General features: G+C 59.7%; 18 protein-coding genes. 11 read left to right on the top strand and 7 right to left on the bottom strand.

Features of this window, described 5'->3' with window-relative positions; genetic code table 11:
• Nucleotides 1-68: 68 nt before the first annotated feature.
• Nucleotides 69-2,213 carry an amylo-alpha-1,6-glucosidase gene (locus tag AC6H1L_RS18265; RefSeq protein WP_497598896.1) on the top strand — a complete coding sequence of 715 codons (2,145 nt, stop codon included), beginning with the start codon at nucleotides 69-71 and terminating at the stop codon, nucleotides 2,211-2,213.
• 332 nt (nucleotides 2,214-2,545) lie between these two features.
• On the top strand, nucleotides 2,546-3,031 hold the full coding sequence (locus AC6H1L_RS18260) for an Hsp20/alpha crystallin family protein (protein WP_497598895.1): 486 nt from the start codon (nucleotides 2,546-2,548) through the stop codon (nucleotides 3,029-3,031).
• Between the two features lie 480 nt (nucleotides 3,032-3,511).
• On the opposite strand, the gene AC6H1L_RS18255 is transcribed toward AC6H1L_RS18260, so the two are convergent.
• The 3 genes from AC6H1L_RS18255 to AC6H1L_RS18245 form a co-directional block, all read right to left on the bottom strand.
• Nucleotides 3,512-5,410 (bottom strand): protein kinase domain-containing protein, encoded by a 1,899-nt coding sequence (locus tag AC6H1L_RS18255; RefSeq protein WP_497598894.1) that lies wholly within the window; start codon nucleotides 5,408-5,410, stop codon nucleotides 3,512-3,514.
• A gap of 245 nt (nucleotides 5,411-5,655) precedes the next feature.
• Nucleotides 5,656-6,063 carry a RidA family protein gene (locus tag AC6H1L_RS18250; RefSeq protein WP_497598893.1) on the bottom strand — a complete coding sequence of 136 codons (408 nt, stop codon included), beginning with the start codon at nucleotides 6,061-6,063 and terminating at the stop codon, nucleotides 5,656-5,658.
• Between the two features lie 111 nt (nucleotides 6,064-6,174).
• Nucleotides 6,175-7,224 (bottom strand): DUF4097 family beta strand repeat-containing protein, encoded by a 1,050-nt coding sequence (locus AC6H1L_RS18245; RefSeq protein ID WP_497598892.1) that lies wholly within the window; start codon nucleotides 7,222-7,224, stop codon nucleotides 6,175-6,177.
• A gap of 460 nt (nucleotides 7,225-7,684) precedes the next feature.
• On the opposite strand from AC6H1L_RS18245, the gene AC6H1L_RS18240 reads away from it, so the two are divergent.
• Nucleotides 7,685-8,680, top strand: coding sequence for a hypothetical protein (locus AC6H1L_RS18240; RefSeq protein ID WP_497598891.1), 996 nt, complete (start codon nucleotides 7,685-7,687; stop codon nucleotides 8,678-8,680).
• 276 nt (nucleotides 8,681-8,956) lie between these two features.
• On the opposite strand, the gene AC6H1L_RS18235 is transcribed toward AC6H1L_RS18240, so the two are convergent.
• A complete protein-coding gene (locus tag AC6H1L_RS18235; protein ID WP_497598890.1) occupies nucleotides 8,957-10,576 on the bottom strand; it encodes an AMP-binding protein in 1,620 nt (539 codons plus the stop codon).
• Nucleotides 10,577-10,672: 96 nt separating this feature from the next.
• On the opposite strand from AC6H1L_RS18235, the gene AC6H1L_RS18230 reads away from it, so the two are divergent.
• From AC6H1L_RS18230 to AC6H1L_RS18215, 4 genes are all read left to right on the top strand, one after another.
• Entirely contained in the window at nucleotides 10,673-10,855 is a 183-nt protein-coding gene (locus AC6H1L_RS18230) for a hypothetical protein (RefSeq protein ID WP_497598889.1), read from the top strand.
• Between the two features lie 113 nt (nucleotides 10,856-10,968).
• A complete protein-coding gene (locus AC6H1L_RS18225; RefSeq protein WP_497598888.1) occupies nucleotides 10,969-12,597 on the top strand; it encodes a GxGYxYP domain-containing protein in 1,629 nt (542 codons plus the stop codon).
• A gap of 2 nt (nucleotides 12,598-12,599) precedes the next feature.
• On the top strand, nucleotides 12,600-14,252 hold the full coding sequence (mftF, locus tag AC6H1L_RS18220; RefSeq protein WP_497598887.1) for a mycofactocin biosynthesis glycosyltransferase MftF: 1,653 nt from the start codon (nucleotides 12,600-12,602) through the stop codon (nucleotides 14,250-14,252).
• A gap of 47 nt (nucleotides 14,253-14,299) precedes the next feature.
• Nucleotides 14,300-15,121, top strand: a complete 822-nt coding sequence (locus AC6H1L_RS18215; RefSeq protein ID WP_497598886.1) for an alpha/beta fold hydrolase — start codon at nucleotides 14,300-14,302, stop codon at nucleotides 15,119-15,121.
• A gap of 185 nt (nucleotides 15,122-15,306) precedes the next feature.
• Here AC6H1L_RS18215 and mftC read toward each other — a convergent pair whose 3' ends face one another.
• Both mftC and mftB read right to left on the bottom strand, forming a co-directional pair.
• A complete protein-coding gene (gene mftC, locus AC6H1L_RS18210) occupies nucleotides 15,307-16,548 on the bottom strand; it encodes a mycofactocin radical SAM maturase (RefSeq protein WP_497598885.1) in 1,242 nt (413 codons plus the stop codon).
• A gap of 32 nt (nucleotides 16,549-16,580) precedes the next feature.
• Complete coding sequence (mftB, locus tag AC6H1L_RS18205; RefSeq protein WP_497598884.1) at nucleotides 16,581-16,898, bottom strand: mycofactocin biosynthesis chaperone MftB; 318 nt, start codon at nucleotides 16,896-16,898, stop codon at nucleotides 16,581-16,583.
• Nucleotides 16,899-17,249: 351 nt separating this feature from the next.
• On the opposite strand from mftB, the gene AC6H1L_RS18200 reads away from it, so the two are divergent.
• From AC6H1L_RS18200 to AC6H1L_RS18190, 3 genes are all read left to right on the top strand, one after another.
• Nucleotides 17,250-18,884 carry a peptidoglycan D,D-transpeptidase FtsI family protein gene (locus AC6H1L_RS18200; protein ID WP_497598883.1) on the top strand — a complete coding sequence of 545 codons (1,635 nt, stop codon included), beginning with the start codon at nucleotides 17,250-17,252 and terminating at the stop codon, nucleotides 18,882-18,884.
• Nucleotides 18,885-19,216: 332 nt separating this feature from the next.
• Nucleotides 19,217-19,426, top strand: coding sequence for a mycofactocin precursor MftA (gene mftA / locus AC6H1L_RS18195; RefSeq protein WP_497598882.1), 210 nt, complete (start codon nucleotides 19,217-19,219; stop codon nucleotides 19,424-19,426).
• Nucleotides 19,404-20,270: a mycofactocin-coupled SDR family oxidoreductase gene (locus AC6H1L_RS18190; RefSeq protein WP_497598881.1), complete on the top strand. Its 867-nt coding sequence runs from the start codon at nucleotides 19,404-19,406 to the stop codon at nucleotides 20,268-20,270. The genes mftA and AC6H1L_RS18190 overlap by 23 nt, the downstream gene beginning before the upstream one ends.
• An 83-nt stretch (nucleotides 20,271-20,353) precedes the next feature.
• Here AC6H1L_RS18190 and AC6H1L_RS18185 read toward each other — a convergent pair whose 3' ends face one another.
• Complete coding sequence (locus AC6H1L_RS18185; RefSeq protein WP_497598880.1) at nucleotides 20,354-21,331, bottom strand: VOC family protein; 978 nt, start codon at nucleotides 21,329-21,331, stop codon at nucleotides 20,354-20,356.
• A 380-nt stretch (nucleotides 21,332-21,711) separates the two neighbouring features.
• Between AC6H1L_RS18185 and AC6H1L_RS18180 the strand changes: the two genes are divergently transcribed.
• Nucleotides 21,712-22,818, top strand: coding sequence for a Zn-dependent alcohol dehydrogenase (locus AC6H1L_RS18180; protein WP_497598879.1), 1,107 nt, complete (start codon nucleotides 21,712-21,714; stop codon nucleotides 22,816-22,818).
• Nucleotides 22,819-22,856: the final 38 nt, after the last annotated feature.

Below are 22,856 nucleotides of genomic sequence, written 5' to 3'. Positions count from 1 at the left end.
GCTCTCTCGGAAGCGCTCCGGCGGCTCTCACTCCTCCATCTTAGCTTAGCGCCAGGGGAACGAGGGCCATGATGCAACAGTTTGAGACTAGCGCAATGAAGCGCACTTCGCTGAATGCATGGAATCTCTCACTTGGCCGCGCCATCTGCGGCGATGTTCAGGCGGGCCTGGAACGCGAATGGTTGGTTACGAATGGCCTCGGCGGTTACGCCGCTGGCTCGCTGCTCGGGGCCACAACGCGTAGCTACCACGGCCTGCTTGTCGCCGCCCTTCGCCCGCCGGTTGAACGCTGGGTACTCGTAACGAAGGTCGATGAGGAGCTTCGCCTCCCCCAGGGTTCGGTTCTGAAACTGGGGGTCAACGAGTACCACGATGGCACGCTTGACCCGCAGGGAATGTCTTACCTCGATAGCGTTTGTTTAGAGGGTGACATTCCCTGCTTTCGTTATCGCTTGGGTAAGGCTCTCATGCTAGAGAAGCGTATCTGGATGGAGTACGGGCAGAATACAACGTACGTCCAGTATACCTTGCATGGCAGCTATGACGAGGGAGGCGAGCAGGAGCAAGCTTCTTCGCTGCTCACACTGCTTCCTTTCTGTGTCGCCCGCAGCCACCATAGCACTATGCGCGGTGACCCCGGCTGGCATTTTCAGGTCGAACAAGAGGGTAACCGCTACCGTATTCGCGCCAATGCTGATGCCCCGATTTGCCAGCTCATCGTTGGTCCTGCGGCCCGCTTTGAGCCGCGGGGATTGTGGTATTGGCGTGTGCTCCATCGCCACGATCGTGAACGCGGCCTGCCCTGTGAGGAGGATGTCTATTTGCCCGGTGTTTTCCACTTTCCGCTGATCCCGGGCGAGCGGGTTACCTTGGTGCTCAGCGCCGAGCAAGAGCCGCCTGCTGCGTTGGGCGGCCCTCAACATGAGGAGCATGTCGCTCAGGCCTATGCCCATCATCGCCGTCGCCTCAAGCAGTTACTCGCTGTAGCCGATCGCAGTGTGGATGATCTGGCCCAGAGTGATCCTGTCCGGGCGCGTCTGGTTGTAGCCGCTGATCAGTTTATCGTGGCTCGTCCACAGTATGTACTGACTCCCACTGGCAAGCGCTATTTGCAGCTCTCGCCCGATCACAAGACCATTATTGCTGGCTATCCCTGGTTTGAGGTTTGGGGGCGCGATGCGATGATCGCTCTGCCAGGCCTGCTTTTAAGCACTGGTCGCTATAGCGAGGCGCGGGGATTGCTCAAGGCTTTCGCTTCCTCTGCCAATCAGGGCCTGCTCCCGAATCGCCTCCCAGAGAATGCGGCAGAGCCAGAGTATAATACTGCCGATGCGTCGCTCTGGCTTTTCCGCGCTCTTGACCGCTATTTAGCCGCTACTGGTGACTGGACGCTGCTCAAGGAGCTGTTTGCTACCCTTGAGGAGATCTTGCAATGGTATATCCGCGGGACGCGCTACGGCATTGGCATGGATGAGCGCGATGGCCTGCTCTTTGTGGGATTGGGAACGACCGACTTACAGTTGACCTGGATGGATGCGCGTGTGGATGGTTGTCCGGTGACTCCGCGCCGCGGCAAGCCTGTGGAGATCAATGCTCTTTGGTATAATGCACTGGCCTGCATGGAGAGCTGGGCCATGCGCCTGGCTGTTGATGCTACACGCTATAGTCAGTTACGCATCCAGGTGCGGAAACACTTCGCTGAGCGCTTCTGGTACGCTGAGGGGGGCTATCTCTACGATGTGGTGGATGTCGACGGACAGGCGGGGCAGAACGATGCCGCGCTGCGCCCCAATCAGCTCTTCGCCGTGGCGTTACCGCGTCGCCTGTTGAACGATGAGCAGGCGCGCAGTGTCGTCGAACGGGTGAGAGCCGAGCTGCTGACGCCGTTGGGGCTGCGCACGCTGAGTCCCCGTGATCCAGCTTATCGATCCCGTTTCAATGGCGATCAGCGCCAGCGCGATAGCGCCTATCACCAGGGGACGGTTTGGCCCTGGCTAATCGGGGCTTATATTGATGCCTATCTGCATGTCTACAAGGATAATCAGGCGCTCCTGCCTTTGCTGGAGCCGCTGGTGCGCCATCTGTGGGAGGCTTGTTTGGGAACGATCAGCGAGGTAGCCGAGCCAGAGCCGCCTTTCACGCCTGCCGGCTGCTTCGCTCAGGCCTGGAGCGTGGCCGAGGTGTTGCGCTGTTGGACCCAGGTCACAGAATAGCTGTCCGGCGAATCTCTGTGCGAATCTCTCCCCTTTCATGGGAATAAACTCCCCCCTCGTCAGTGTTTCTTGGGGGTGGAAAGGCCAGAAGGAGAGCAGCCAGTACAGGGTATGGCAGCTGGCCCCCAACCTGGCAACGCAACCGGCGAACGGTAGGGCAGGTTGGTTGGTTGGTTGGTTGAAGATGAGCCGGAGTAACTGGCTGGCTCTCTGAGGAGTGGAACGCGTCCAGAATCTCTCTGGCGCGTGGCCACCCGAGCGTAAGGTGTCGCTCTAGTGGCCTGACATCGCTGCGTGACAAGGTAGTCATGTCACGAAGGAGGTGAGGGACCATGACGACGATGGTTCGCTTCGATCCCTGGCGTGAGATGATGAGCCTGCGCGAGGCGATGGACCGGCTGTTCGAGCAGACCTTTGTGCGTCCGTTCTTCGGTACGCCCGTCAGCCCAAGCCTGCCCCTGAACGTTTATGAGACCGATCAGGGCTATCAGGTGCAGGCGCTGTTGCCGGGCGTGAAGCCGGAGGACATCGATCTGACGGTCCAGGAGAATACCCTGACGATTAAGGCGCGCTATCCGGCCCTGGTGGACGAGGGGAAGCAGGTGAGCTGGCTGCTGCACGAAATCGGCTCCGGCGAGTGCACACGCAGTATCACCTTTGCTAAGCCGATCGTGGCCGATCAGATCGAGACGCACTATGAGCACGGTCTGCTGACAATCAGTGTTCCGGTGAGCGAGGCCAGCCGGCCTAAGCGCATCGCGATCACTGTCGGTCAGCCCGAGCCTCAGAAGGAGCTGGCAGCCGCTGGCGCCCGCTGAGGTCTGAGGGCAGCTCACACGTGGCGGATTGAATCATCGGGCTACTCCTCCGCCCGTGTTGTGTGCTCTCACCGGAAGCGGCACAGGCAAGGTGCAGGCAAGAAGAGAGGACCGCGTGGTAAGGGACGCTGGTCGGATAACGAAGGCTGATACCGGTCCTGTGGGCGGCTGACCTGTCAGTCGCAACGCATTCGGCGTGCGCTTCCGGTGAGGGCCAAGGCCCAACATGGCAAAGGGGTGGCTTCTGTCTGGAGTCAGGCTCTTGTGAGTGCCCAGGCCCGTAGGCCTGGTTTTTTTTGTCTTCGGAGGCGCAGCCGTGCGCCAGTTTGCCTTAGGCGTGGCTGAACCTGGTAGCGGTAGGGGAGGGACGGATTAAACAGCCCTTTCGTTCTTGCTCGGGCCGGCGCCGGGCAGTGCAGTAGACAGGCAAAGCGAGCAGGCAAGGCAGTACGGGCCGAAGGAGAAGGGAAGGCCAGCGCCTTATTGGACGCGGACGAGAATGACGCTGATGTTGCCTTCACCGCCGGCCCGATTGGCCTCATCAACGAGCGAACGGGCCAATTGCTGAAGGTCACCCCCACGCGCCAGCAGCTCGCACAAACGCTCATCGCGGAGCATATGCCAGAGACCATCGGTACACAGCAGAATGAGGTCGCCCGCTGCGACCTGGCGACTGAAAAAGTCAATGGTCAGATGGGGCGCCAGGCCCAGATGACGGTAGAGGCGATGGCGTCGGGCACTGCTGTAGAGTTCATCTGGCGCTAATAGCTCCGCCTCGACCAGGTTGGCCGCCAGCGAGTGATCACGGGTGATGCGCTCTAGTCGCTTGCCGGGGCCAAAGTGATAGGCCCGACTGTCGCCAACGCTCGCGACATAGAGGCGATGGCTGTGAAGGAGAGCCAGCGTCAGCGTGCTGGCCATAGCGGTATTATAGTCGGCGTTAGAATGGTAGATGACCTGGTTGGCACGCAAGACGCTTTCTCGCAGCCAGGCCTCAGCTTGCTGGGCGGCCTGCGAGTCGTTGCCATTCTGAGCCTTGGGCGGAGATGCGGTCAGGCGCGGGATCAAGAAATCGGCTACCGTGGCGATGGCCAGGTGGCTTGCCTCGTGTCCCCCTATGGAGCGCCCCTCTGGTCCACGCAGGCCATCGGCAACCCCAAAGAGACCGAAGGGACGTGGCGGTAGCCCGAGGCCTAGACCAAGCCCTTGGACAATCAGTAGCATGTCTTCGTTGTCCTGCGCCACGTAGCGCCTCCCCACATCGCTGACATAGCCGACCTGGCAGACATCGATGACCAGCGGCGAGGTGCCAGTGAGGGCGTGCCCACAGTGGCGGCAATAGCGCGAGCTGGGACGGTTCTCCCGTCCGCAGCTCCCACAAGGATTTTCCGGGATGAGGGCGCGCACTAAGAGATTGGCACCGCTGCGCAGGGAGGCAGCGCGCTCTGGCGGCGAGACAATTACGGTCGGAGCCAGCTCGGCTGAGGAAAGAGCCGCTTTTACAGCGTCAGCAAAGGCGCGCGCGCTCGGCCAGCGCTGCGCTGGATCGATGTGCATGGCTCGTAGAATGGCTGCATCTGCTTCGGCATTGAGCGCCGGGTTGAGCTGGCTCGGTGGGGGTAACTCGGCTGAGTGGCTGCGCACAATCGCCTGAAACGGGAGCAGGCCCGTGAACATCTGATAGGCCACTACTCCCATTGAGTAGATATCGCTAGCCGGCTCGGCATGCCCCTTTTCTTGCTCGGGTGCGATATAGTGTTGAGTACCGAGCGCCCAACCCCGCTGCGTCAGCGGTACCTCCTTCTCCATCGCGCGGGCAATGCCGAAATCCGTTAGCACTAACCGTCCGTCGTCCTGGTGAATGAGCAGATTTGAAGGCTTGATATCGCGGTGAACAATGCGCTGCGGATGGGCATGCACCGCATCCACCGCCTCCGCAAGGTCTTCGAGATAGCGTAGAGCCACATCCAGCGGCAGCGGCTTCTCATCCTTAAGCAGGGCCTTGAGCGTCCCTCCTGTCACGAGTGGCATCGCCAGATAGAGCAGGCGCCCGTCTTGACCGAAGTTGAGGACCGGTACGATGTTCTTGTGGCGTAGCTGATGCGCATAGCGAGCCTCTCGCTTGAAGCGCTCCACCGCCGTCGGAAGATCCATGTTGCTGATGTGGAGCGAGAGGATCTTCAGCGCGACTTCCTGCTCATCAAAGCTATCTCTGGCCCTATAGACCGCCCCCATGCCCCCTAGCCCAAGTAGCTGTTCAATGGTATAGCGTCCAGCAACGACAGCCCCCGGAAGCAGACATTGGCAGAAAGGCTTGCTGCACTGGAAGGTACCTTCAGGATAGCAGGCCTGACAACGCGGATTCGGACAACGGAGCATCAGGGATTCCTCCCAACACACGCCGCACGCACCTGGCGGGCGGTAATGGCCTGGATAGCTGCAGGATGCTTGGACACCTGGACATGGAGAGGCGGATAGAGTGCGAGAGCAGGCCTCGGCCCTCGCTCGCTTCTCGGGCTATAGTGTAGGAAAGCAATCACTCCTCTGTCAATTGCTTGCTCAGCTTGCATAGCCTGGACCAAGACCCTGTCCGCAGCGCTTCCCACAGCGCCGCTTTCTCCCCCCTACGGTCTCTTCTCAGGGAGAAGTGCGTCCGCCTCGATCTCTACCAGCCATTGCGGATCAAGCAGGCGCGCTACCTGGAGCATGGTGGAGGCCGGGCGCACCGCTCCAAAAAACTCGCCATGAACGCGGCCTACTTGCTCCCAATCCTCCGCGCGCGTCAAGAAAATGCGCGTACGGATCACCGCAGAGAGATCGGCCCCTAGCTGCTCAAGGGCAGCCTGAATGATCTCTAGACAACGGCGGGTCTGAGCAGCAGCGTCGCCAGGAGCGACCGTCTTTCCATCCGGGCCAAGCGGGGCGGTGCCCGAGACCGCGATCATATTGCCCAGACGTACCGCGCGTGCAAAGCCAATGACTCCCTCATAGGGTGAGCCAGAAGAGACCGACTGACGTTCCGCGTGACTCATGTGAAGTAAGGCTCCTTTTCAAGCAGTTGCGTTAGCTGCGCCTGGCCTGGGACCAGCCGCCGTTCAACTGTTGGTTAGCTTAATCCAGCCGGGGGCGGCTCCGCCAGCCGATCAAAGGATCGCTGGCTCTCCACGGTGAACAGCTATGCTGCCCAAATTGGTATGCAGGAGCAGCCGCGCCTGGGGCGGCCCTCCAAGAGATGGCTGGGCAAACTCGTTGGTGACGCTGCCCAGGTCGGAAGAGGCCGTCAGGAACAATGGCGTGTCTGGCGGCAAAGTGACATTGATCGAACCGGCGTTCGTTGTCATCTGATACTGGCCACCAGGTTCCAGGGACCCACTAAAGGAGATGGCGCCCGCACTCGTATGACAGGCAACCTGCCCACAGAGCCGGCTCTGCTGCACTGCGATACTACCGGCATCAGTGGACAGGCTTGACTGAGCTTCGAGCGTTGCCTGTAGGACAGTGATCGTGCCCGCATTCGTTTTGACTAGCAGCTTTCCCTGTCCACCCAGCACGTGGATAGAGCCAGCATTGTCCTCGATCTCCAGGTCGCAGACAGCAGGTACTCTAATATCTAAACGCACATACCCCATGTTTACGCCTAAAAAGGAGTGCCGATAAAGGCCCGAGACCGTGACACTGACCGTATTCTCCTGCTGCTGACAGTCGACGACCAGCTCATCACGCCCTCCGAAAAGCCCATTCAGATACTTGGTCGCCAGGACCTCGATGACCTGGCCCTCTCCTCGGTGGATGGAGACAGGCCCCGCAAGGTGGCGAACGACCAGCGTCGGACGCCCAGTCACCTCGAAACGGCTGACAGGCAGGGCGACCACCCGCCTAAAACCCCAGACGGCTATGATGAATCCTAGCGCCGCAAGAGCAACTAGCGCTAGTAATAGACCTAGCAAATTATTCAGGTAGCTGATAAATAAGCTGCCGATGATTACCAGGGCGACAACGATGAGAGCACGCTGCCAGGCGGGAAGAGAGGAGCCTTCTGGCCGCACTTTGCCAAAAGCCTCGTGGGCCTCGTAACCTGGATCAAAAAATGGAGGGGCAGCCTGGCGCGGTTCTCCCTCACTCTGTACCTCTCCCTCCTTCGGAGCAGGTTCTGGCTCCTCAGCCGGTGGAAACATCATCTGTTGTTGGCTCATAGTTGGTTGCTCCTCTTGTCTCCATGTTTTCTCTCTCCGATCCCAGATCAAGATCAAAACAGGCGCTTCCTCTGCCACTGCCACTCCGCCAGCCCCTCGCTGAAGCGACATCGCGACCAGGCCAAGCGGGGTCAGAGACGGGCTGCAGCAGATCAGTGCTCCTCACCAGCATGCTCCTCTCCTGCCTTTACCGTAGCAAGTACGCAGAACTGAGGGAAAAGTTGCACAGCCAGTAAGCCAGGAACGAGCCTTTCATAGGGATTGCAGCACAGATGGCTAACCTACCAGACACAATGAGCATGAGACGGATAGAGACCAGCGGTCTGCTGATTGCCGGATTGTCCCGGCTGGCGACAGAGGAGTATAATCTGTCAGGGTGAGGACAGCTTTTGCTCTCTGCTGGCGAGGCTGTCAGCTTTACCCCCATGGAAGATGCGAGCTAAAAGGATATGTCCCTGGCATGATACAGACACTCCCACTGGTGCTTTCGATTGTAATGAGCGAGCTGGCCATCGGCTCGTTTGTGCTGCTCTATGTGCTGGACTGGCGTAGTGAGGTACGGCGGAGCTTTCTTCTCTTCTTCACCATCATTTATCTTCTCTTCACCGGTCTCACCTATCTTTTCCAGCAGAGTTTCGCCTCTCAGCCGCTGCTCGACAGTTTTGAGCGACTCGACAAGCAGTGGACTGGCTATGCAGGCCCGACGCTGCTGGCCTTCCTGCTGCTATTACTTCCCTATCTACTCTTTCTGATTCTGGATCGACGGGCCGGCGTAGATGGGAAAGAGAAGGCGACCCAGACAGGCGAAGGAACAGGGCAGTTTTCCGCGATGCGCCTTCTACGCCTGGTCAGTGGTGGTCTAGCCTCGCTGGCCGGTCTGCTCGTGCTCTTTGTGCTAGGCATGATTTACCGCCCACTGGCCCCCTCGCCGCTCGGGGGCGCGCTCACCGTATTGAGCTTCTTTATAGCGGCCCTGGCCGTGGGTGGCGTGATGACCTCGATGTGGCTCGGCCACTGGTACCTTGTCACTCCAGCCCTAAGTGAGCGTCCACTCTTGTTCAGCACGGCAGTAGTCTTAATTGCTATTGTCCTCCAGATTCTCCTGACGCTGATCAGCGCCACGGTAGGCAGCCCTGCCGTCTCCACAGCGGCCACCCACGCTTCTCAGGCAACAGCAACAGCCCTCGCTACGCCTCTGCCCACTTCAGGCGCCTCTAGTGCTCCTATAGCAGTCAAACCAGCCGGCGTCCCGACAGTGAGTCCTCTGAGCATGGACGTTCTCGGCTGGTTGCGCGTCCTGCTCGGCTTTGCCTTCCCGCTTGTCCTTGGTGCCCTCACCTGGAAGCTAGCGCGCGAGCGCTCCTTTCAATCGGCCACCGGCATGCTCTATCTGATTGTCGTCATGACACTGGCGGGCGAGGTTCTGGCTCGCGGCATGTTTCTGAGCACCCTCTGATCGTGATCAACCTCTCAGGGGGCTGAGCGTATAGTGGGGTGTCCTGGAGGACTCACAAGATCACCTGAGCAACAAGGCGTGAAGGAAGGCACGCCACCAGATTGGTAGCTGCCCACAACAAACAGGGTGAGAGCAGCATCCTGATAGCGGTCGACGCTCTCACCCTGTTGTGCTCTCAGCATCGCCAAGCGGCCTGGCCTTGAGTTAGCCCGTCCCTTTAGGACAGGCGACCTGCTTGTCTGGCCGCGCCGCCGAGCCGCACCTCTCAGCCATGCCTCAGAGCGTTTGCTGCTCGGCAGCGCGCCGGGCGCGCTCGCGTTCCTTCAGCTCGCGTCGCAGGATCTTGCCCGAGGGGACCTTGGGGATGGCATCAATGAATTCCACAAAGCCCAGGCGCTTGTAACCAGCCAGGCGTCCGTTGACGAAAGCGATCAGCTCATCGGGAGTCACGCTCTGGCCCGGGCGCAGGACGACGAAGCCTTTGGGCACCTCGCCCGCCTCGGGGTCAGGCACAGGGATGACCGCCGCATCCATGACCGCCGGATGTTCCAGCAGCAGGGCCTCAATTTCGGCGGGCGCAATGCCGAAGCCCTTGTACTTGATCATCTCTTTCTTGCGATCAACAATGTAGGTGTAGCCATCCTCATCGACATGGCCGATGTCACCTGTATAGAGCCAGCCGTCGCGCAGCGTCTGGGCCGTCTCTTCAGGCGCCTTCCAGTAGCCTTTCATCACCTGGGGACCGCGAATGATGATCTCCCCGTCTTCACCGACCGGCAGCTCCCGCGTCCCAGTCTCGATGTCGACGATCTTCTGCTCGGTATTGTGCACCGGCAGGCCGACGCTCTCCAGCCGCACCAGAGCCGGATCTTTCGGCTGAGCATGAGTGAGCGGCGAAGCCTCAGTCAGGCCATAGCCCTGAACGACCTGAATGCCGGTCTTCTCCTGCACTTTGCGCGCTGGCTCCGGCGCCAACGGGGCCGCACCAGAGAAGATATATTTGACGCTCTTGAGCTTGCTCAGGTCAATGGGAGCATTAGCCAGCGCTAGAATAATTGGAGGTACTGCGAAGTAGTAGGTAACATTGTATTTCTCACACAGCTCCAGAGACTGGAGCATATCAAAGCGCTCCATGATGATCTGGGTTGCGCCGCAGGCCAGGAAACCGCCAGTCAGCATCACACCATAGATGTGATAGAAAGGCAGGAAGAGGAGGGCCACATCGGTAAAGCTTGTCTGGAGCGCTGTCGTGAACTGGAGGTTATTGGAAACAAGATTGCGGTGCGTGAGCATGGTTCCCTTGGGCAGACCGGTTGTGCCCGAGGAATAGGGGAGAGCCAGGAGGTCATCGGGATCGATCGGGACCGCTGGCGGCGCCTTTGGCGAGGACTCGCGTAGCAGGCGTCCAAAGGGAATGGCCTGGGGCATGCCTTCAGGTACATGGCTGCCGGTCACGATGATATGCTTCAGATTGGGCAGCGATTTCTGCGCTAGCACAGCCTGCAGCAGTGGCAGCAGCTCGCGTTGCACCAGGATAGCACTGGCCTCCGAGTTTTCTAGCTGATAGGCGATCTCGCGCTCTTTGTAGGAGGGATTCATAGGGGTCACAACCAGACCAATGGAGGCCGCAGCAATGAAGGTGATAGTGTATTCTGGTCGGTTGAGAGTAAATATGCACAGCCGCTCGCCTTTGCGCAGCCCCAGATTGTATAGCCCGTTGGCGATGCAGTTCACCATCGAGACGACCTCTCGATAGGTCAGGCTGAGATCGTGGTAGATGATCGCCCGCCCATCGGGATTGCGCTCCGCCGCTCTGCGCAGCAGATGATCATAGGGAACTTCAGGGAACTCAACGGGAGGTCTGAACAGCTCGGGAGCAAACATTTTCTCTGGCATATTCCTATCCTTTCTTGACCCGGCCCTGGGTCCCAACTGCAATGCAGATTGCAGATTCTCTGGCAAGCAGTAATAGCAGGAGAAAAAAGCTACCGAGTGTCGAGGAGATGCGGTAGCCCGATTCTGCTCAGCTTCGCTGCTTTCGCAGGCTTGTATAGTAGCATACTCCAGACCCGCGAGCTGGTCAATACGGCATTCATTCCGGTTTCGTACATTGGGCGCGCCGCGGCGCTCTGGCCCGCACGGATGAGCCTCATGCTCTTGACGAGCGCTGCTTGATGCTCTATAATCCCCTTCACAGGAAGCGATGCTAGCCAGTGCCCGCTGTAGCCCAATGGCAGCGCAGGCAGAGCGTCGGCTTTTGCCAGACCAGAAAGGACCCGTCCCCCTCTATGGATGCCGACCAGGGCGCGGCGTCGTCCTCCCTTGATTGGCCAGCGACCTCCTTTTTCCCACACGTGAGGCCGCCACAACGCTTGACTGTGGCCGATCTACGTAGTGCCTCTTTTGCAGTCAAGTTGGCGGCAAGCACGCTGGCTGGCCTGGTGAATGTGCCGCAGCCACAGCTCTACCTGGTGACCTATGACGACGATACCTTCTGGCTGCAGACCGCCATCATCCCTTGGCTCATGGCCCAGGAGATGCAGGCTACATCAGGGGAGATGCTGCTCAGGGAGCTTGTGGCCCGTTTTCGAGAACATCTGTCCGGCTTCATTGTCTATGATCCGCAGTGCGCCGCAAGCATCAATGTGGCGACAACCCTGGCCGGTATTTCGGCAGCTGTGGTTACAGCCCCCGAGCTGCTACCGCTGCTGCAGGAGGTCTGCCCAAGACCAGTCTTGGTCGATCTGCGCCGCTTCCACTGGCGCAGTGAGAGTCTCGCCTATCGTTGGGCGCAAGTAACTACCCAGACCCAGCGATCACGACGATCGCTGGCCGGCATGCATCCAGCGATTGCCAGCGGCTTGCGCTCCTTCCTGGTGGCAACACGCACCTTTGTCCATTGGCTGGATTCACGCGCCTGGCTTCCCTCCACAAGTCAAGAGCGCCGGCTGTTGGAGGAGCTACTGTCGGATCTCGATCCTGGCAGCGTTCATCTGGGCTGGTTCCCGGATGAGGGAAGTGGGGTCAGTCTGGCCTCAGAGCGCGCTATTGCCGTGCTGGCCAGCGACCACTGTAGCAATCTGGAGGTGTGGAATGCTCTACGGCCTCCGGCGCTACTCGAACGTCTTCAGAGCCTGGCCCAGCGTTATCGGCGTCAGTGTGCAGAGCGGCTTTTACCTGCCCTGGAGCCATGCGTCTACCTGGCTATGACGATCAGCGATGGCGATAACTTGCAATATACTCAGCATCGCATGTTGCATTTGTGGCGCGATCCGGCCCGTGGCAGGCTACCGCTCGGCTGGACCATCGCACCAGCGCTGGTGGAGGCCGCGCCCGCTCTGGCAAGCTATTATCTGGAGACGGCCAGTTCTCAGGACGAGCTGATCGCCGGCCCTAGCGGCGCCGCCTATATCTTTCCTTCGCGCTGGCCGGCTGCCCAGCTTCCACTTTTCCTGGAACATAGTCAGCGTTTGCTGGCGGGGATGGGCCTCTCTCTGGTGCAGGTGCTTGACGGCGATTGGCGCCAGCGGCTGGGCCTCCCGCTCCCTACGGGCATGCGTATGACCAGCGTTGAGCGCCAGCGCGCTTTTATCGAGGCTCTTCAGCCTGCCGGCCTGCGCGGCCTGCTTACAGGCGCCGGCGGCTTCTCTCTAAGCTATAAGAAAATTGCCGGCCTGCCTGTCTATCATAATCTGGGTTTGGTAAGCAGTGTCTCTCAACTGGTGAATCTTGTCAGGGGCATGCAGGCCATCTATCGCCGGCGCCCGCTGTTCCTCCACCTCTATGTGTTGGCCTGGCGCCTGACACCTACTGCCCTGCTAGAGGCTCTTCAAGCCTTGGGCGAGACGGTCTATCCGGTGACTCCAGGTCAGCTTTTACAGCTTATTGCTCAACAAGGAGCAGGGGGAAGTGAGTAGGAATGAGCAGAGAGAGCGTTTCGTATCCGGCGCCTGGCTGCTATCGTCTGGCCCCCGGGCTACGTCTGCTGGAAGGAAGAGATGATGAACCGGGGGGACTGGTCATTGCTTCGTACCCGCTGCGTGTCGTGCGCCTTGGTCAGCAGGCCTGGCAACTGCTCAGGCTCTGCCAGCAGGAGCGTAGCAGCGAGGAGCTGGCCCGACTGAGCGGACTTCCACCGAAGCGGGTAGCTCTGCTTTGCCAGCGGCTTAGCGCCCGAGGTCTGCTGGAGGCTGGTCCACCGCCACCACCGAGGCAGTGGCCTGCTGTCTCTGTGATCGTGCCTACCTGCAACCGCGTTCACCAGCTTGAGCGCTGTTTGCAGGCTCTGCTTGCGCTCCATTATCCCTCTCAAGCGTTCGAAGTCATCGTAGTTGACGACGGCTCGCGCGATCAGACGCCAGCGCTGCTTGTCAGGCTAGCACCCGCTTTCGCCAGGAGAGGCGTGAGGCTGCATTGTCTGCGCCACGCCCGACGCCAGGGCGCCGCCGCCGCTCGCAACAGTGGGGCCGCCGCAGCCCGTTATGAGCTGCTGGCCTTTCTCGATGATGACTGCGTGGTAACGCCGGGCTGGCTCACAACCCTGGTCCCGCTCCTCGCTGAGACCCAGGTGGCCGCCGTGGGCGGTCAAATTCGCGCCTATGAGACGGGGAGCTCCCTGGGGCGCTACGAGGATGTACGTTCTTCGCTCTTTATGGGATTGCAGCCGCAGGAGGTGCGTTTGAGCGGGCCGTTAACCTATCTGCCTACAGCCTGCTTGCTGGTAAGACGCGAGGCATGGCAGGCTCTGGGAGGCTTTGCCTCGCTGACCTGCGGCGAGGATGTTGATTTCTGCTATCGACTGCTCGCTCAAGGCTGGCGTATCCGCTATTGGCCTGCGCCAGAGGGCACGGTCTATCATGACTATCGCACGCGTCTGGTCGCGTTCCTGGGGACCCGTGTGCGCTACGCTTCTGCTGAGGCGGTGCTTCAGCAGCTTCACCCCAGCCAGCGCCGGGTATTGCTGCTGCCACCACTGGAAGCCAGTTTCGCCGCCCTGACAGTCGGCGGTCTCTGGCAGCTTCTCACTGCCAGTCTGATTGGTCGCTTTCCAGGCGCCAGGAGCAGGCAGCCGCAGCGCCGGAGGAGACTGGCGCGCGCGCCTCTTGCGCTCTTGTTAGCTCTCCTCTTCCCCGGCCTTAGCGCCTGGCGCCGCCTTCGGCTTGTCCATCTGGCCCATCTGCCGCTGACAGCCTGGCAGCTCTGGCGAGCCACGCTGCGCAGCTACCTGGCCTACACTTACCATCTTTGTCGCCACCTGACACGCTATTACACGCTTGCGCTACTGGTGGCAGGCCTGCTTTTGCCGCCGCTGCTAGCGCTAGTCGGTCTGCTTCAGGCGATCGTCGTGGGTGTTGATTATGTGCGCCTGCGTCCACGCCTGAGCCTGCCAGCCTTCGCCTTATACTCGCTGCTAGAAGACTGCGCCTATGCTCTCGGCTTGCTCTGCGGCTGTTGGCGGCAGCGCACCTGGCGGCCATTGCTGGCCGTGATACAATGGAACAATGCCGCAATGAACCACCTGGCTCACGCGCCCGCTGACCTGCGCCAGTCACCGTTAGTTACCCCCGACTGACCAATGATACCAGTGAAAGTGAAGTGAAAGGAGGTGACGCAGGGAAAATGCCAGGAACACTGCAACCAGAATGGGGCTTTATTGAGGCTCGCGGCACTCGCCTCTACTACGAGGTGGCCGGACGCGGTCATCCGCTGGTCTTGCTTCACGGTGGGCTTCTTGATCATCGCGTCTGGGACCCCCAGTTCATGGAATTCGCTCGCCACTACGAGGTCGTGCGCTATGACTTGCGCGGCTTCGGTCGTTCGGCTATGGGCAGCGTCGAGTATTCAGACGTGCGCGATCTCTACGATGTCCTGAACGATCTGGCCATCGACCGTGCCTACTTGCTGGGCCTCTCCCAGGGCGGCCAGGTAGCCATCGATTTCACGCTGACCTATCCTGAGATGGTGGACGCCTTGATTCTGGCCGCCGCCAACATCAGCGGCTACGATAACTATATGCCGGAGACCCTGGAGCGCGGGGAGCGCATCGCTGCTGCCGCGCGAGCGAAGGACAAGGAGCAGCTCTACGAGCTGTGGGCCAATGATCCCGCTATGCCTCACGAGGATGAGTATCCCGAAGCAGCGCAGCGCTACCGCGAGTTGCTACGTGACTATAGCTTTGTGCATTATCTGAATCCGGTGCCCAGCCAGCAGCTCAATCCGCCTGCCCTTCAGCGCCTGGCTGACATTCGCCAGCCGACGCTGATCCTCATCGGAGACGCCGACTCTCTAGAGCTGCAGGCTCAGGCCGATTTGCTCGAAGCCGGCATCATCGATGCTAAGAAAGTGGTGATTCGTGGCGCGCGCCACATGTTGAACCTGGAACGGCCCGAGACCTTTAATCGCGCCGTGCTGACGTTCCTGCGTAGCCTGGAGCGTCGCTAGCCAGGCAGCGGCGAGGCCAGGCAGAAAGCTCCTACCCTGATTCAGCCCTGCCCGCGGTGGGCAGTGCCAGGCCTCATCTGATCGCCGCTGCCTGCTGGCGACCTTGCCTTTAGCCCCCACTCCACTTGTCCCCTCTCGTTCTACCGCTGTCACGCCAGGCGACTGCTTTCGCTACATCGCTCTCCCTATTCCTGGCACGCGCATCCCTGGCCGATCGGAGACGAGCATGCAGCGACGAGCGCGCCATCAGCGGTCTCTTGCTCAGTGGTCAGAGGGAGAGCAGCGCTGTCAGCAAGGACGCACTCGGGGTCGCGTACCCGCAGGCTGCGCTGGACAAACCACTTGGTGGCAGGACAGCCTCCATGACAGAGATCGTAGCGCGCACAGCCGCCACAGGCCCCAGCTCCCATCTGACGATAGAAGGCAAAGACCGGCGAGCGCTCCCAGATCTCGCGAAAGCTCTGCTCATGTAGATTGCCTGCCTCAAATTCGGGCGTCTGGAAGAAGGCGCAGGGATAGACCTCTCCCTCGGGACAGATACAGCAGGTGGCTGTCGCCGCACCGCACATATCCAGGCCTGCCAGGCGTTCGCCAAAGGCATTGAGGTGAAAAAACGAATCCGCGGTCAGGACGTCGGGATGCTCTCGTAACCAGGCGACAAAGTCGCGATACTGCTCGCGCGTAGGATGAAGCTCTGCCCAGACAGTCCGCCCCCGCCCAGAGGGGCGCAGGCGCGTCACGCGCAACTTGGCACCAAAGCTGCTGGCAATGGCATAGAGACGATCCAGCTCGGGAAAGCTATAGCGTGTTAGCACGCTATTGACCGTCAAACTCAGGCCCGCGGCAGCCAGACGCTCCAGACCGCGTAAGGCTCGTCGAAAAGCGTCTCGCCCCCGAATACGATCATTGGTCTCAGGAGTAGCGCCATCGAGACTGACCTGAAAATAGATCGGCTCTAAAGCTGCCAGGCGCCGAGCACGCTCAGGAGTTATCAGCGTGCCATTTGTGCTGACACAGATTACCAGGTCACGCTCACGGCAGCGCTCCAGCACGCGCCAGATGCCAGGATACATGAAAGGCTCACCGCCTCCAAAGTGAACCTGGAAGACCTGCATCTCAGCCAACTCGTCGACCAGAGCAAGAGCCTGGTCGGTCGTCAGCTCACGCGGACGGCGCTTCCCGGAGGATGACAGGCAATGGACACAGGCCAGATTGCAGGCAGCCGTGATTTCCCAGGTCACAGTGATCGGCGCCGAGAGACCTCCTCGCAGGAAACGCTGCGAGCCACTGACCCGCGCCGCTGAAGGCGGATTGTCGGTCTCGGCAAAGGCGGCTCTGGCCAGAGGATGAAGTGTCGTTGGCCCTGGGAGTCCCCGGTCTTCGGCTCCCCGGCGACCACGCCCAAGAAACTGCACGAATTGGGTCATGCCCTCCTTGCTCCTTCCTTAAAGCAGGCTCGCTACTCTGCCGCCGCTGGGGCTACTGCTTCTTCAATCGCTACGTAGCCGCGTTTGGCTAGCTCGTCAAGGGCCGTATAGAGCCGGGCCTTGCTAGCTGCTGAGGGAACTCGCTGTTCAATAGCCATGCTCAGATCGCCGGCAAACTGCTCCCGCGCCAGAAGCAGCAGCTCTATGAGAGGTCTGGAATTAATGAAAGAGAGCGCTCCGCGATCAGCGCAACCATACTTGTAGAGGATACCCCCAAAGGCCTCACGCCGAATCTTGACCTCGGGTAGCAAACGATAGCGGTAGCCGGTGGGATGCGCGGTCATGGTCATAGCAGTCCTTCTTCTTTCCGCCTAATGGTAGGCGCGCACATGAGTCGAGACAAGAGGAGAGAGGGGGCAAATGCCCCTCCTAACCCCATTCTAAGCGGGAATTGGATACAGAGGAAGCATACTCAGAGATCTATCCCAGCGTCAAGGCTGGGGGGTCCAAGCGTTAGATACTCTAGGGAGGGAGCTTTGTCCGCGGCTCCCCTTTGTTAGCTAGAATACTTGGCAGGCAACACACCGCGTGCTACACTTGCCTGGATCTTACCTGACGGCAAGCAAGCAAGATCAATAGAAGAGACATCACAGGCAAGAGAGCACAGAACTGTTCCGAGATAGACGCAAGGATCGAACGTCATGAATATCCATTCGGCCATACGCCGTCTCAACCAGATCTTCATCGTGCTCTTCCTCGGGCTGAGCCTCGGGCTTGTCTACTGGCAGGTGGCAGTCGCGCAGCAGGTCACCTCGAACATCCACAATATACGCCAGTGTATGAAAGATCATGCCCCAGTACGAGGCAAGATCTATGACCGCAATGGAGTGCTCCTGGCCGAGTCCAAGCCAATTGATCCCAACAACCCCTTTAAGGGAGTGCTCTGCGGCTACCAGCGCCACTACTATCTTGATGGTATGCCCTCGCTCGCCAATCTGATTGGCTTCTATATCAGCCCGCTCTTTAACTCCACAGGGATCGAGCACGCCTTTGACGACTATTTGAGCGGGCGGGCCGGTTTAACGGAGCTGACCAATAACCTTAATTTGATCCTGCATCGCCCCCCCGTGGGTGATAATATCTACCTGACTATCGACACGCGCATCCAGAAAATTGTCGAGCGCGATTTTGATAAATATGCCCCGAGCTACAATCCCGCGGTGCCAGAACTCAAGATCGATAACGAGAACGTTTTCGCCACAAATCGCGGGGCGGTGATCGTCACGGACCCGCATACGGGCGAGATTCTGGCGATGGTGACGCGCCCTACCTACGATAGCAATCGCGTGGCTGCTGGAGACCTGGCCTACTATAACCAGCTCCTGCGCAACCCAGATGCTCCGCTGTTGGAACGCCCGCTCCAGGGTCAGTACGTGCCTGGCTCGGTATATAAGGCGCTGACTCTGCTGGCTGCACTCGATACCGGTACCTACCAGCTCAATACCCGCTCTTTTGACTATCAGCATGCCGTTGGACCAGTAACCATCGGCGGTGAGGTCTTTGCTCCTCAGCTGAGCAATATCTATCGTGCAAGCTATGCGCGCACGTTCCCTGTGAGCATGAATATGGGCTTCTCTCACTCGGATAACGTGATGTTCGCGGTGATTGGGGCGAAGCTGGGAGCCGATACCTGGCTGGAATACAATAAACGCTTCTACGTGGGCCAGGATATCCCCTTTGATTTGCCCGTCGCTCGTAGCTCGGTCCTGCCGCCCAATGGGCAGCTACCAGAGAACCTGCTGGCGGAAAACTCCTTTGGCCAAGGCGTGGATCTTGTAACGCCCATGCTCATTTCGCTCATCGACGACGCCATCGCCAATGATGGGCAACTGATGCGTCCAATGCTGGTCTCGCGCATTCAGGCCCCGGATGGCACGATCATCAAGTCAATGTCGCCGCAAACGCTGAGCACTCCAATTTCGGAGCAGACGGCTAGCTCCGCTCGCGAGGCTATGTATGGGGTGGTGCGCTGCGGCTCGGGTTCGGTAATCCCCGAACTCTACAGCTCCCCCTGGAATATTATCGCTAAGACGGGCACGGGCCAGGTCGGTGGCGGTAAGGCCGCCCACGGCTGGCTGATGACCCAGGCTCCCTACCAGGACCCGCGCCTGACGATTGTGAGCATGCGCGAGAATGCTGGCGAGGGCGCTAATGTCAACGGCCCGGCGGTCGCTGCAATGTATAATGACATTTATACCAGCGTGCTTAAGCTGCAGCAGCCGGCACCGGCTGATCCATCGGTGCCCTATTGCGCAGAACACGGCCTATGGACCTGATGCGGGCGCCAGTCCGCCCGACTTCGCGGTCGCTTTTGTCAGGCTCCGCGTCGTTTGGCTCCTTCTCTTCAGGGCCAGGCGCGGGGCCTGCTTGTTCCACAGGTCTTCCTACCGCTCTCCTGCAGAGAAAGATGCCAAGGCTTATACCCTGCCCGACCTTGCCAGCAGCTTTTAAGGATGGTATCCTTGGTTGCAGAGGATAGAGACGAGAAGCCAGCCTTCGACGAGAAACAGGCGCCACTTTCAGGTGTTCAAGCGCCTTGGTTTCCTTTTCTCTGGCATGGTCAATGACATTCTTAGCAGGCTAGTGCAAGTAAGGAGCGATAGCAGGCATGGAGCAACTTTTCGAGCACAATCGGTCGGTCTCTCAAGCCGAGCAAGCTGAGGTCAGTCAGCAGGAGCCGACTGTCTCTCTCTCGCTGTCGGGCGAGCAGTCCCTTAGCTCGATTCCAGAGAGCGCGATAGAGCTGGATGAGGAGGAGTTTGAGGAAGAGCTGATTATCGAGGACTTCACGATCGATGGTATCTGCGGAGTCTACTAGCCCGGCGAGTGGGATGCGCTTTCACGATCGCGTGGTTTTGATCACTGGCGCTGCGCGCGGCATGGGTCGCGCGCATGCGCTGGCGTTCGCCCGCGAAGGGGCACGCCTGGTCATCTGCGATGCTTGCCGGCAATATCGAACGGTTCCTTATCCGCTGGCCCGCCCAGAGGAGTTGACTGCCGTGGCCAGGGAGATCGAGGCGTTAGGGCGCCCGGTCCTTGCCGCTCAGGTGGATGTGACCGACTTGCGGGCGATGGAGACGCTGGCCGAGCGCGCTCTTCGGGAACTGGGACCGATCGATGTGGTGGTGGCAAATGCCGGTCTCTATTCCTTCGCTTTAAGTTGGCAGATGACTGAGGAGCAGTGGGACGAGACGATCAACGTCGATCTGAAGGGAGTCTGGATCACCTGTAAGGTGGCTATTCCTCAGATGCTGGAGCGGCGCCAGGGCAAGATTATTTGCATCGGCTCAACCGCCAGCTTTAAGGGCATGGACCACCTCGCTCACTATGTGGCCGCCAAGCACGGGGTGATCGGCCTGGTGAAGACACTGGCCCGTGAGCTGGCTCCTTACAATATCAACGTCAACGCGGTCTGTCCCACCAGTGTGGCCACCACCATGTGCCTTAACCAGGCGCTCTACGATCTCTTCGCCGGCGGCCCCGGCGCCCAGGCTACCTATGAGCACATGGTCAACCAGATGAACCAGATGAATCTTTTTAGCGATCGCAATCTGCTGCCACCCGAGGATGTCAGCGCCGCGGTGCTCTGGCTGGCTTCCGACGAGGCCCGTCATTTAACAGGCTGCGCCCTGCCCGTTGACGCTGGCTATTTGACACGCTAGCCAGGCCAGGCAGGCATAGACCACCTCGCTTTCACGGTCCTCCTATGCGCCCAACCCACGTACGATCAGCGAGCGCTGGCCCTCTAGCCAAGCCACGAGCGGAGCCAGGTCTCTAGCAGGTCAGGCCGGCGCTTTCCTTCAGGCATGAGCAGCACAAGATGACGCCAGGGATCGCGCACAGCGAGAATCTCACCCTGGCGCTCAAACGGCCAGCGCTCCCGTTCCAGGCGATGTGCGACCGCCTCGACTGCAGCCTGAGTCGGTAGCTCAATGGAGAAGAGCCGCAAGCCCAGGCTGCCTTCAGGAGGGGCCGGCGCCCCTCGGCTTTCCCAGATGTTCAGGCCGAGGTGATGATGATAGCCTCCTGCAGCGACAAAGAGCGCTCCCGGCAGGCGAGCGGTAATTGAGAAGCCGAGCAGTTGATGATAGAAGTGCTCAGCCGGGCGCAGATCAGCAACGCGCAGATGAACGTGACCAATGGTGGTGCCAGCGGGCAAACCCTCCCAGGGGTGGCGCTCTAGCTCACTTCTCCCCTCCGCAAGCATGGCCCGCAAATCAATGGGGTCGGTGGCCATCGCTACCTGCCCGTTGTGCCAGTGCCAGCTTTCGCGCGGACGATCGCGATAGATCTCAATGCCATTGCCCTCGGGATCGGAGAGATAGAGGGCCTCGCTGACGAGATGGTCAGCATAGCCTCCAAGGGGGTAGCGACTGGCTACGAGCTGAGCCAGCGAGCGGGCCAGGTCTGGTCGTGAAGGGACCAGGATCGCCATATGATAGAGGCCAGTACTCCAGGTTGGAGGCCGTGGCGCCTCAGTGCGCTCAATCAGGAGGAGCAGCGGCTCCCTGGGTATTGCCTGTTCTCCAGTCTCACTCTGCGTAGCGGCTGTCCCGAGCCAGGCCCGCCCTTCACGTTGGCCCGTGAGGCGAAAACCGAGGACCTCTTCATAGAAATACCGCTCTCGCTCTAGATTGGCAACGGTCAGGGCCACAAGGCCAATATGGGTCGTGGCAGGCAGTCCAGTCTCTCCATGAATACCGGGTTCCTCTTGCTTCTGCATGGCTGGTGCACGGCCTTTGAGCTGCTGCGCCGTGCCTCCTCCTTTCTTGGCAATTACTCTATCATCCGCTGCCTCGCTACCTACACGCTGCCACCAAAGCAGCGACTGGCCTTTCCAGGGTTCCCTTACTTACAAAAAGTAAGGGTGACACCGCAGTATACACCATGAATGGATTGAGTGCAAGGCAAGGCGAGAAGATCGGGTTTGTTACTGGCCGACAAAAGGTGGTCACACTCTTGCACCAGAGCAACATTGTAGAAAAAGCATCCTTTCCAGTATACTTATGGATGATCGTATTTGTCGCAGACTTGGGTAGCCAGTCCGGGCAGCGCGCCGGCCCGGGGCTCTCAGCGTTCCCAAGAGAAGAGAGGACTTCAACGATGAAAACCAGAACCGCCGTCATCTATGAACCTGGTACCCCTATCCGCGTTGAAGAGATCGAGCTTGACCCACCCAAAGACCAGGAAGTGCTGGTACGGATGGTTGCCGCTGGCGTTTGCCATTCCGACTACCATGTGGTCAAAGGGGACCTGCCAGCCTACTTGCCGATGGCTCTCGGACACGAAGGGGCCGGCATCGTCGAACAGGTTGGCCCTGGTGTCAGTGACCTGAAGCCGGGCGACCATGTCCTCATGAGCTTCATTCCCGCCTGCGGTAGTTGCCCTTCCTGTGTTTCTGGCCATAGTAACCTCTGCGACAAAGGGGCGGGCACGCTGAGCGGGCCTCTGCTCGACGGTACTTTCCGCATGCACGGTGAGAAAGGCAACATTGGGCAATTTTGCTATATCGGCAGCTTCAGCGAATATACCGTTGTGCCCGCCATGTCGGTGGTCAAGATTGCCGACTACTATCCTCTGAACCGGGCCGTGCTTGTGAGCTGCGGTGTCCCCACCGGCGTCGGCTCTGTCATCCACCGAGCCCGTGTCACGCCCGGCAGCACCGTCATGGTCATCGGCTGCGGCGGTATTGGCATGAACATTGTCCAGGGAGCGGCCATTGCTGGCGCCCGGATGATCATCGCGGTCGATATCCACGATTTCAAGTTGGAGAAGGCCAAAGAGTTCGGCGCCACCCATACTATCAATGCCAGCCAGGAGGACCCTGTCAATAAGGCTCTAGAACTGACCTGGGGCGTCGGCGTTGACTACGCTTTCGAGGCCATCGCCACGCCGGAGACTATCGCTCAAGCCTTCAATGCCACAGCCAAAAATGGCACGGTGGTGGTGGCCGGTCTCTCGCCCTTCTTAGCGCAAGCCATTCCCATCTCTCCGCTCAATCTTGTTCTCTACCAGAAAACCCTGATGGGCACGCTCTTCGGAGATTCGCAGCCACGCAATGACATCCCCATGCTGCTGCGTATGTACGAGAGCGGCAAGCTCAAACTCGATGAGCTGGTGACTCGCACCTACAAGCTGGACCAGATCAACGAGGCCTATGACGACCTGCTCGCTGGGCGCAATATTCGCGGCGTGATCGAGTTCAGTTAGCCGGCCCCGCAGCAGTTCAGTTGCCCTGTACCCGGTCA

The sequence above is a fragment of the Thermogemmatispora argillosa genome (assembly GCF_059696725.1).
The sequence above is the reverse complement of the archived record's forward strand: the minus strand, read 5'-3'. Positions and strand labels throughout refer to the sequence as shown.

Excerpts from the sequence above, each read along its gene's own strand:
- mftA (WP_497598882.1), top strand. The coding sequence starts at position 19,217 with ATGGAGCAACTTTTCGAGCACAATCGGTCGGTCTCTCAAGCCGAGCAA.
- AC6H1L_RS18240 (WP_497598891.1), top strand. The coding sequence starts at position 7,685 with ATGATACAGACACTCCCACTGGTGCTTTCGATTGTAATGAGCGAGCTG.
- AC6H1L_RS18180 (WP_497598879.1), top strand. The coding sequence starts at position 21,712 with ATGAAAACCAGAACCGCCGTCATCTATGAACCTGGTACCCCTATCCGC.
- AC6H1L_RS18225 (WP_497598888.1), top strand. The coding sequence starts at position 10,969 with ATGGATGCCGACCAGGGCGCGGCGTCGTCCTCCCTTGATTGGCCAGCG.
- AC6H1L_RS18200 (WP_497598883.1), top strand. The coding sequence starts at position 17,250 with ATGAATATCCATTCGGCCATACGCCGTCTCAACCAGATCTTCATCGTG.
- AC6H1L_RS18255 (WP_497598894.1), bottom strand. The coding sequence starts at position 5,410 with ATGCTCCGTTGTCCGAATCCGCGTTGTCAGGCCTGCTATCCTGAAGGT.
- AC6H1L_RS18185 (WP_497598880.1), bottom strand. The coding sequence starts at position 21,331 with ATGCAGAAGCAAGAGGAACCCGGTATTCATGGAGAGACTGGACTGCCT.
- AC6H1L_RS18235 (WP_497598890.1), bottom strand. The coding sequence starts at position 10,576 with ATGCCAGAGAAAATGTTTGCTCCCGAGCTGTTCAGACCTCCCGTTGAG.
- mftC (WP_497598885.1), bottom strand. The coding sequence starts at position 16,548 with ATGACCCAATTCGTGCAGTTTCTTGGGCGTGGTCGCCGGGGAGCCGAA.
- AC6H1L_RS18215 (WP_497598886.1), top strand. The coding sequence starts at position 14,300 with ATGCCAGGAACACTGCAACCAGAATGGGGCTTTATTGAGGCTCGCGGC.
- AC6H1L_RS18260 (WP_497598895.1), top strand. The coding sequence starts at position 2,546 with ATGACGACGATGGTTCGCTTCGATCCCTGGCGTGAGATGATGAGCCTG.
- mftF (WP_497598887.1), top strand. The coding sequence starts at position 12,600 with ATGAGCAGAGAGAGCGTTTCGTATCCGGCGCCTGGCTGCTATCGTCTG.
- mftB (WP_497598884.1), bottom strand. The coding sequence starts at position 16,898 with ATGACCATGACCGCGCATCCCACCGGCTACCGCTATCGTTTGCTACCC.
- AC6H1L_RS18265 (WP_497598896.1), top strand. The coding sequence starts at position 69 with ATGATGCAACAGTTTGAGACTAGCGCAATGAAGCGCACTTCGCTGAAT.
- AC6H1L_RS18190 (WP_497598881.1), top strand. The coding sequence starts at position 19,404 with ATGGTATCTGCGGAGTCTACTAGCCCGGCGAGTGGGATGCGCTTTCAC.
- AC6H1L_RS18250 (WP_497598893.1), bottom strand. The coding sequence starts at position 6,063 with ATGAGTCACGCGGAACGTCAGTCGGTCTCTTCTGGCTCACCCTATGAG.
- AC6H1L_RS18245 (WP_497598892.1), bottom strand. The coding sequence starts at position 7,224 with ATGAGCCAACAACAGATGATGTTTCCACCGGCTGAGGAGCCAGAACCT.